Origin of the sequence: uncultured Zoogloea sp. (genome assembly GCF_937894855.1) — a bacterium.
GTDB classification, from domain to species: domain Bacteria; phylum Pseudomonadota; class Gammaproteobacteria; order Burkholderiales; family Rhodocyclaceae; genus Zoogloea; species Zoogloea oryzae.
Genome location: NZ_CALAYQ010000068.1, coordinates 19,065 through 27,106 on the forward strand (window position 1 = coordinate 19,065; position 8,042 = coordinate 27,106).

7 protein-coding genes are annotated in these 8,042 nt (G+C 67.7%); 5 read left to right on the forward strand and 2 right to left on the reverse strand.

What is annotated here, in order from left to right; all coding sequences use genetic code 11:
• Positions 1–42: 42 nt before the first annotated feature.
• The 3 genes from Q0672_RS08775 (at position 43) to Q0672_RS08785 (ending at position 2,412) form a co-directional block, all read left to right on the forward strand.
• A complete protein-coding gene (locus Q0672_RS08775; RefSeq protein WP_298621637.1) occupies positions 43–603 on the forward strand; it encodes a thioredoxin family protein in 561 nt (186 codons plus the stop codon).
• Positions 597–1,406 carry an inositol monophosphatase gene (locus Q0672_RS08780; RefSeq protein ID WP_298621638.1) on the forward strand — a complete coding sequence of 270 codons (810 nt, stop codon included), beginning with the start codon at positions 597–599 and terminating at the stop codon, positions 1,404–1,406. Before Q0672_RS08775 ends, Q0672_RS08780 begins: the two co-directional genes overlap by 7 nt.
• A 130-nt stretch (positions 1,407–1,536) precedes the next feature.
• Entirely contained in the window at positions 1,537–2,412 is an 876-nt protein-coding gene (locus tag Q0672_RS08785) for a phosphoribulokinase (RefSeq protein WP_153159989.1), read from the forward strand.
• A 61-nt stretch (positions 2,413–2,473) separates the two neighbouring features.
• Here Q0672_RS08785 and Q0672_RS08790 read toward each other — a convergent pair whose 3' ends face one another.
• Positions 2,474–4,240: a hypothetical protein gene (locus Q0672_RS08790; RefSeq protein WP_298621639.1), complete on the reverse strand. Its 1,767-nt coding sequence runs from the start codon at positions 4,238–4,240 to the stop codon at positions 2,474–2,476.
• 3 nt (positions 4,241–4,243) lie between these two features.
• Positions 4,244–5,629 (reverse strand): hypothetical protein, encoded by a 1,386-nt coding sequence (locus tag Q0672_RS08795; protein WP_153159987.1) that lies wholly within the window; start codon positions 5,627–5,629, stop codon positions 4,244–4,246.
• Positions 5,630–5,802: 173 nt separating this feature from the next.
• On the opposite strand from Q0672_RS08795, the gene tkt reads away from it, so the two are divergent.
• The gene (gene tkt / locus Q0672_RS08800) at positions 5,803–7,833 is read left to right on the forward strand and encodes a transketolase (protein WP_298621640.1); all 2,031 of its coding nucleotides are present in this window, start codon (positions 5,803–5,805) and stop codon (positions 7,831–7,833) included.
• Between the two features lie 90 nt (positions 7,834–7,923).
• Positions 7,924–8,042 (forward strand): glyceraldehyde 3-phosphate dehydrogenase NAD-binding domain-containing protein (locus Q0672_RS08805; RefSeq protein ID WP_298621642.1); only part of this gene is annotated, 119 nt, incomplete at its 3' end.

Sequence of the window (8,042 nt, forward strand, 5' to 3'; positions counted from 1 at the left end):
ATTATCCGCGTGCCTCCACGGGATTGAAACCAAACGAAGATCATGGTCAGTCTTACCACGCCCCTGTGCGATTTCGGCTGGTCCGCCCCGGACTTCGTACTGCCCGGTGTCGACGGCAAGCCCCACAGCCTTTCCAGTTGCCGCGGCCCCAAGGGGCTGCTGGTGATGTTCATCTGCAACCATTGCCCCTACGTGAAGGCCGTGCTGCCGCGCCTCGTGCGCGACTGCCGCGAGCTGGCCGGCCTAGGCATCGGCTGCGTGGCCATCATGTCCAACGATCCGGCCGACTACCCCGAGGACTCCCCGGAGAACATGCAGCGCATCGCCGCGGCCATGGATTTCCCCTTCCCCTACCTGATCGACGAGAGCCAGGCCGTCGCCAAGGCCTACGGCGCGGTGTGCACACCGGATTTCTTCGGCTTCGACGCCGGGCTCGGCCTGCAGTATCGCGGCCGCCTCGACGCCTCCGGCAAGAACCCCGCCCCCGAAGACGCCCGCCGCGAGCTTTTCGAGGCCATGCGCCAGGTGGCCGAAACCGGCCACGGCCCGGCCGAACAGACGCCCAGCATCGGCTGCTCCATCAAGTGGCGGGCCCCATGCTGAACGCCGCCCAACGCCTCGAACAGGCCCGCGCCCTGGCCGATCTCGTCCGCGAGATGGCCAAGGAAACCATCCTGCCCCGCTACCTCAGCGCCGTGCGCGAGCACAAGGCCGACGGCAGCGTGCTCACCGAAGCCGATCTGGCCTCCCAGGCTGCGCTGGTCGAACGCCTGCCCAGGCTCATCCCCGGCGCCGTGCTCGGCGAAGAGATGAGCGCCGAGGAGCAAGGACGTGTGTGGCACCTGGGCAAGGGCGGCCTGTGGGTCATCGACCCCATCGACGGCACCACCAACTTCGCCAACGGGATTCCCTTCTTCGGCGTGGCGGTGGCCTATCTTATCGACCACAAGACTCAGCTCGGGGTGGTCTACAACCCGATCACCGACGAAGCCTTCTACGCCGCCCGCGGCGCCGGCGCCTGGCTCAACGACGTGGCGCTGCCCCTGCGCAGCCCCGCCTCGCGCCTCAAGGACGCCGTCGCCGGCGTCGACTTCAAGCGCATCAGCCACCACCTGGGCGACGAGCTCGCGGTGCGCCCGCCGTATTACTCCCAACGCAACTTCGGCTCCAGCGCCCTCGAATGGTGCTACGTGGCCGCCGGCCGGCTCGACGTGTACATCCACGGCGGTCAGATGCTGTGGGACTACGCCGCCGGTCGCCTGATCCTCGACGAAGCCGGTGGTGCCTACAGCACCCTGGGCGGCACGCCGCTCACCGCCGGGCCGGCCATCAAGCGCTCGGTGATCGCCGCCGCCAGCCCCGCCCTGTTTGAAGAGTGGCGCGTGTGGCTGCACAGCCACGCGTGAGGCCCTCAGGAGACTCGGCACAGATATTGCTGAGCTAACCCCGCTCGCTCCGGAAAGTTGCTGGAGTGCTTTTGGAACAGTTCATGACCCCGTGGCCTGCTCCAAAAACACTCATTTTCTGGAGCAATCCATGTCCATGAAGCACCCCATCGTCGTGGTGACCGGCTCGTCCGGCTCCGGCACGACGACCGTGAAGCACACCTTCGAAGGCATCTTCTGGCGCGAGAAGGTCAACGCCGCGATCATCGAAGGCGACAGCTTCCACCGCTACACCCGCGACGAGATCCGCGAACTCATCATCGACGCCGAAAACAAGGGCCAGCGCGGGATCAGCCACTTCGGCCCCGAGGCCAACCTGCTCGAAGACCTCGAGCAGCTCTTCCGCACCTACGGCGAATCGGGCAGCGGCCGGCGCCGCCATTACCTCCATCACTCGGAAGAAGCCGCCCGCCGCGGCCTGAAGGTGGGCAGCTTCACGCCCTGGGAAGACATCCCGCCGGACACCGACTGTCTGTTCTACGAAGGCCTGCACGGCGCGGTGATCACCGACAAGGTGAACATCTGCCGCCACGCCGACCTGCTGATCGGCGTCGTTCCAATCACCAACCTGGAGTGGATACAAAAGATCCACCGGGACACGAAAACCCGCGGCTATTCCCTCGAAGCCGTGCAGGAGACCATCCTGCGGCGGATGCACGACTACGTGCATTACATCGTCCCGCAGTTCTCGCACACGCACATCAACTTCCAGCGGGTGCCGATGGTGGATACGTCGAACCCGTTCATCGCCCGCGACATCCCCACCGCCGACGAGTCGATGGTCATCATCCGCTTCCGCGATCCGCGGGGCGTGGATTTCCCCTACCTGCTGCGGATGGTGGACGGCAGCTTCATGTCCCGCGCCAACACCATCGTGGTGCCCGGCGGCAAGCTCGATCTGGCGATGCAGCTGATCCTCACCCCGCTGATCTGGAAGCTGATGGAACGCCGTCGCCAGTGGGTGTGACGCCAGCCTGAAACGACAACGGGGCAGCCGCGGCTGCCCCGTTGCATTTCCACGCCCGGCCTTATTTGACCGATGCGGTGAGGTTCTTGCCCTTGTCGGTCTGCTGGTCGTTCTGGAATTCGCCCTCCCAGCCTTCGCCGCTGGCCCAGGTCAGCCGCCCCTGGCCGTGCTTGCGGCCCATGTTCCAGGTGCCGTCGTAGCGGTTGCCGTTCTTCCAGGCGTAGCTGCCCTGGCCGTGGAACACCCCGCGCACGAAATCGCCGGTGTAGCGGTCACCGCTGGGGAAGATCTGGGTGCCGCGGCCATTGGGCTCGCCATCCTTTACAGCGCCCTCGTAGCGGTTGCCGCCGGCAAAGCGGATCACCCCGTAGCCGACGGCCTGGTCATCCACCCAGTCGCCCTCGTACCACTGGCCGCCCACCCACTCGAAGCGCCCCTTGCCGTGCTTGCGGCCATTGACCAGAGTACCCACGTAACGCTCGCCGTTGGTCCATTCGACGGTGCCGGTACCGCTCACCGCACCGGTCTGGCGCTCAAGCGTGAAGGCGCCGCGATACGTGGTGTCGCCCGCCACCAGCACCACTTCGCCCGGCGGAGCGGCCGGGGTCGGGGCGGCAGGTTTGTTCTCGGCCACCGGCGCAGGCTTGGGTGCCGGGGCCGGCGCTGGGGCGGCGGTCGTCGCCGCGGCTGCCGTGGCCGTCACCGCGGCAGCGGCCGGCAGCCTGGCGACCGCCGAGGCCGCCGGCTGGACGACCACCGGCGCCACCACCGGCTGATTGGTCACGATGGCCGGCGGCGGCGCCTTGCGGCTACCGTACAGGGCCATCGCGTTCTGGGGCAGCGGCGTGCCGCGCTCCCGGGAGATCGCGTCGGCGTTGGTGCGGGCGAGGCTCTGGGGGTTGCCACGGCACTGGATCACCGCGTCGCGCCAGGCCACCTCGGCCTTCACCGACAGCACGTCCTTCTCGGTGGCCGAAACGGCCTGCCCGGTGGTGCGCAGCTGCTGGGTCTGGTCGGTGGCGGCATCCCACAGGGGGCCGCAGTGCTCGGCGTTGTGGGCGTCGATCTGGGTCTGCTCGACCTTGCGCATGGCCTGGGTCTGGCGGGTGCCGGCGCATTTATCGGCGGCGCCTTCCCAGGCCAGCACGGCCTTGCTGTAGAGGGATGCGGCATCGTCCCAGCGCTTGTCCTTCCAGGCCACGCGGGCGTAATCGCCCAGCGACGTGGCGCTCTTCCAGGCAGCATCGCAGGCCGGGCCGGAGCTGAGCAGCTCGGCATTGGCCGCGCGGGCGCGCACCGTGGCCGCGAGGCTCTTCTCGGCTTTCTCCTTGTGGGGCGGATGGCACAGGTCGGCCGCCTCGCGCCACACATTTTCGGCGTCGGCCAGCAGGCGTTCGATCTGGGCCGGATCGCCCTTCTCGCCGCGGGCCGCGGCCACCTTGACCTCCAGGTCGAGGGCCTTGTCGAGGCGCGGCAGGCATTCGCTCTGGTGGCTCGACGCGGCCTCGGCCTGCCTGAGGAGCGCGGCGGCCTTGTCGCCCTGCTTGTTGGCCTGGGCCGCCACCGCCGGGCAGTTGGCGGCGATGCTCAGAAAGGCGCCGCTGGCTTCGGCAAGCAGGGGCTGGGCGTCTTTCCAGCGCTTGGCGGCGGCCACCTGCTGGCCGCGCTCGAAGGTCAGCTCGGCCTGCTGCATGGCGGCCGGGCAATCCAGCTGGGCGCCGGAGTCGTCGGGCATCGACGAGGCCGGCGGCGGCGTCTGGGCGACCGCCGCGGTGATGAGCGAACAGGCCAGGGCACCGCACAGATCAAGGATTCGCATCTTCTTCATGACTCATTCGTCGCCCGATTCGAGGGGCATTCTCAGCATTGCATCGATCAGGCCGGTCTGGCCAAGGCCCGACGGCGGCTTGATCTCCTCGCTGTCCGAGGCGAGCGCCATGCCGCCGATTTCGTCGGAGGCGCTGGGCAGATCGGAGAGCTTCAACGTAAACGCCTCCAGCGACGCACCCTTGAGGACGGCCGCGAGCATTTCTTCACGCTGGGTCTGGCGGGCGAGGTTCACGAACTTGGCCAGCCGCTCTTCATCCAGCACAAAGACGTTGCTGATGCGGTTCTGGTCGAGGAGCTTCTGATGCAGGCTTGCGCCGGCCAGCGGGTCGCCGCCAAGCTTGCCGATGCGGTCGTAAGCCCAGCGGTCGGCATCGTCGAAAGCCGTGGTGGCCACCCACGACAGGCTCGACACCGCCATGCCCATCCGCGCCATGAAGGTGTCCCGCAGCACATTGCCAGCCTGGCGGCCGACCGACTTCACCACTTCCTCACCAATCTTCTGGACGTAATCCTGGGCGGCCTGTTCGGCCAGCTTCCTGGCGGCCTCCTGCAGCGCCTGCTTGGCGACCGCTTCGGATGCCGACTTGGCGGCCGCCGCAGCCGCCGCCTGGGCTGCCTGGTTGGCCGCCACCTTGGCGGCCTGCGCCGCGGCGTTGAGGCCGGTGGCAAGGGACGCGATCTCGAACAGCGTGGAGACGATCTCCTTGCTGTAGTGGTAGGTCTTCATCCGCGCCCCACCCTCTTCCGACAGGCCCTGGGTCCACAGCACCATCCACAGGGCTTCATCGGGGGTGATCTGGGGGCCGAAGATCTCCAGCGGATGAATGCTCATCAGCCAGTGAAAATCCTGGTAGCCGGGCGTCACCGGCGGCGCCAGCCGGGCATAGCCACGGCACACCTGCAGGGGCTTGATGGTCACCGTCTTGCCGGCGGCCGTCCTGATGGGGAAAGGCTCGCCGTCGTCACGCAGTTCGGCGAGCTCGGCCAGCATCTTGTTGGCGTCGTTCTTCTTGTAGCCCTTGATCTCGACGATCTTGTCGCCGGGCGCAAGGCCGATGTCCGGCGCGGCGGCCACCACGGTGAGCCGCTCGTCCACCTGCAGCGCGCGCACCCACGCCACCCGGTCGTCCTCTTCCCACTCGTAGCTCGTCGCCACGCTGAAGGGCAGCTCCCACTGGTGGCTGCAGTCCGGGTCCTTGAGGGCCGCGGAGCGCACGATGGCCGGGCGCAGCGCGCGCTCGCCGTGGCCCAGGGCACGCAGGTTGCCGAGCAGCGTCTCATTGACCTTGCGGCCATCATCAACGGTGTATTTCATGCCGCCACAACCGCCCAGCAGCAGGGCGGCAAGGACGACGACGAGGGCGGTCCAGCGGGAGAGCAGACGCATCGGCGGGCGCGATGTAAGAAAATGTAAGGCGTCCGGGATTATGCCGGAGTTTTTCCATCCCGGCCGTGACGGGCCCAACAGGTGGATTCAAGCCGCCAAGGCTACCCAAGCCCCGGGAAATCAAAGATAATTGCGGTCTTTGCGCGCCGCTCTCCCCGGCCGAAGGTTCCCAGATGTCTTCTTCGCGTAATGTCAAGCCGCCCGTCTTCAACCCCCTGACTGGCGCGATTCGCGCGCTGGCCATGGACGCCGTCCAGAAGGCCAACTCCGGCCATCCTGGTGCCCCGATGGGCATGGCCGAGATCGCCGAAGTCCTGTGGCGCCGCCATCTGCGCCACAACCCGGCAAATCCCAAGTGGGCTGACCGCGACCGCTTCGTCCAGTCCAACGGCCACGGCTCGATGCTGATCTACGCCCTGCTGCACCTCACCGGCTACGATCTGTCGATCGACGACCTGAAGAACTTCCGCCAGCTGCACAGCCGCACCCCGGGCCACCCGGAAGTCGGCTACACCCCCGGCGTCGAGACCACCACCGGCCCGCTGGGCCAGGGCATCACCAACGCGGTCGGCATGGCGCTGGCCGAGAAGATCCTCGCCGCCGACTTCAACCGTCCCGGCCACGACATCGTCGATCACCACACCTACGTCTTCCTCGGCGACGGCTGCCTGATGGAAGGCGTCTCCCACGAAGCCTGTTCGCTCGCCGGCACCTGGGGCCTGGGCAAGCTGATCGCCTTCTACGACGACAACAACATCTCCATCGACGGCCACGTCGAGGGCTGGTTCACCGACGAAACCCCGAAGCGCTTCGAGGCCTACGGCTGGCACGTGGTGCGCGACGTCCAGGGCCACGACCCGGTCGCCATCGAGGCCGCCCTGAAGGCCGCCCAGGCCGAGACCGGCAAGCCGTCGCTGATCTGCTGCAAGACCATCATCGGCGCCGGCAGCCCCAACAAGCAGGACAGCCACGACGTCCACGGCGCCCCGCTGGGTGCCGCCGAGATCGAAGCCGCCCGCGCCTACATCGGCTGGAACCACCCGCCCTTCGAGATCCCGGCGGATGTTTACGAAGCCTGGGATGCCCGCGCCAAGGGCGCCGCTTTCGAGGCCGACTGGAACACCCGCTTCGCCGCCTACGCCGCCGAGTTCCCCGAACTCGCCGCCGAATTCACCCGCCGCATGGCCGGTGAGCTGCCCGCCGACTGGGCTGCCCACGTGGATGCAGTGCTCGCCAAGGTCACCGAAAAGGCCGAGACCATCGCCACCCGCAAGGCCAGCCAGAACAGTATCGAAGCCTTCGCGCCCAAGCTGCCCGAACTCCTCGGCGGCTCGGCCGACCTGGCCGGCTCCAACCTCACCCTGTGGTCCGGCGCCAAGGGCGTCTCCCGCAGCACCGGCGGCAACTACGTTTACTACGGCGTACGCGAGTTCGGCATGGCGGCCATCGCCAACGGCATCGCGCTGCACGGCGGCCTGATCCCCTACACCGCCACCTTCCTGATGTTCAGCGAATACGCCCGCAACGCCCTGCGCATGGCGGCGCTGATGAAGGTGCGCCAGATCTTCGTGTTCACCCACGACTCGATCGGCCTCGGCGAAGACGGCCCAACCCACCAGCCGGTCGAGCAGACTGCCTCCCTGCGCCTGATCCCCAACATGGACGTCTGGCGCCCCTGCGACACCACCGAATCGGCGGTCGCCTGGGCGGCGTCGATCGAACGCGCCACCGGCCCCAGCTCGCTGGCCTTCTCGCGCCAGAACCTGCCCTTCCAGCCGCGCAGCAGCCAGCAGGTGGCCGACATCCGCCGCGGCGGTTACGTGTTGTCCGAAGCGGGCACTGTGTCACAGCCGGTTTCGCCGCAAGCCGTTATCATAGCGACCGGCTCCGAGGTCGCCCTCGCGATGGCCGCCCAGAAGCAGCTCGCCGGCGAAGGCGTGGCCGTGCGCGTGGTGTCGATGCCCAGCACCAACGTCTTCGACCGCCAGGACGCCGCCTACCGCGCCGCCGTGCTGCCCAAGGGCCTGCCCCGCGTCGCCGTGGAAGCCGGCGTCACCGACGGCTGGCGCAAGTACGTGGGCCTCGAGGGCGAGGTCATCGGCCTCGACCGCTTCGGCGAATCGGCCCCGGCCGGCGAACTGTTCAAGTACTTCGGCATCACTGCCGAGGCAGTCGTCGCCGCCGTGAAGAAGGTGCTCGCCTGATCCAGGCGGGCCACAATACAGGCGCGGCGCCCCCGGGCGCCGCAAGCAACATGATTTCGGTTTCGTGTAATTAACTAGGGAGAAGGCTCGATGAGCATCAAAGTTGCCATCAATGGTTTCGGTCGTATCGGTCGCTGCACGCTGCGCGCCATTTACGAGCAAGGTCTGCAGAACGAATTCGAAGTGGTCGCCATCAACGCCTCCGGCGA

Bases quoted from the DNA above. Each gene is read 5' to 3' on its own strand.
- Q0672_RS08775 (WP_298621637.1), top strand. From the start codon at position 43: ATGGTCAGTCTTACCACGCCCCTGTGCGATTTCGGCTGGTCCGCCCCG.
- Q0672_RS08780 (WP_298621638.1), top strand. From the start codon at position 597: ATGCTGAACGCCGCCCAACGCCTCGAACAGGCCCGCGCCCTGGCCGAT.
- Q0672_RS08785 (WP_153159989.1), top strand. From the start codon at position 1,537: ATGTCCATGAAGCACCCCATCGTCGTGGTGACCGGCTCGTCCGGCTCC.
- Q0672_RS08790 (WP_298621639.1), bottom strand. From the start codon at position 4,240: ATGAAGAAGATGCGAATCCTTGATCTGTGCGGTGCCCTGGCCTGTTCG.
- Q0672_RS08795 (WP_153159987.1), bottom strand. From the start codon at position 5,629: ATGCGTCTGCTCTCCCGCTGGACCGCCCTCGTCGTCGTCCTTGCCGCC.
- tkt (WP_298621640.1), top strand. From the start codon at position 5,803: ATGTCTTCTTCGCGTAATGTCAAGCCGCCCGTCTTCAACCCCCTGACT.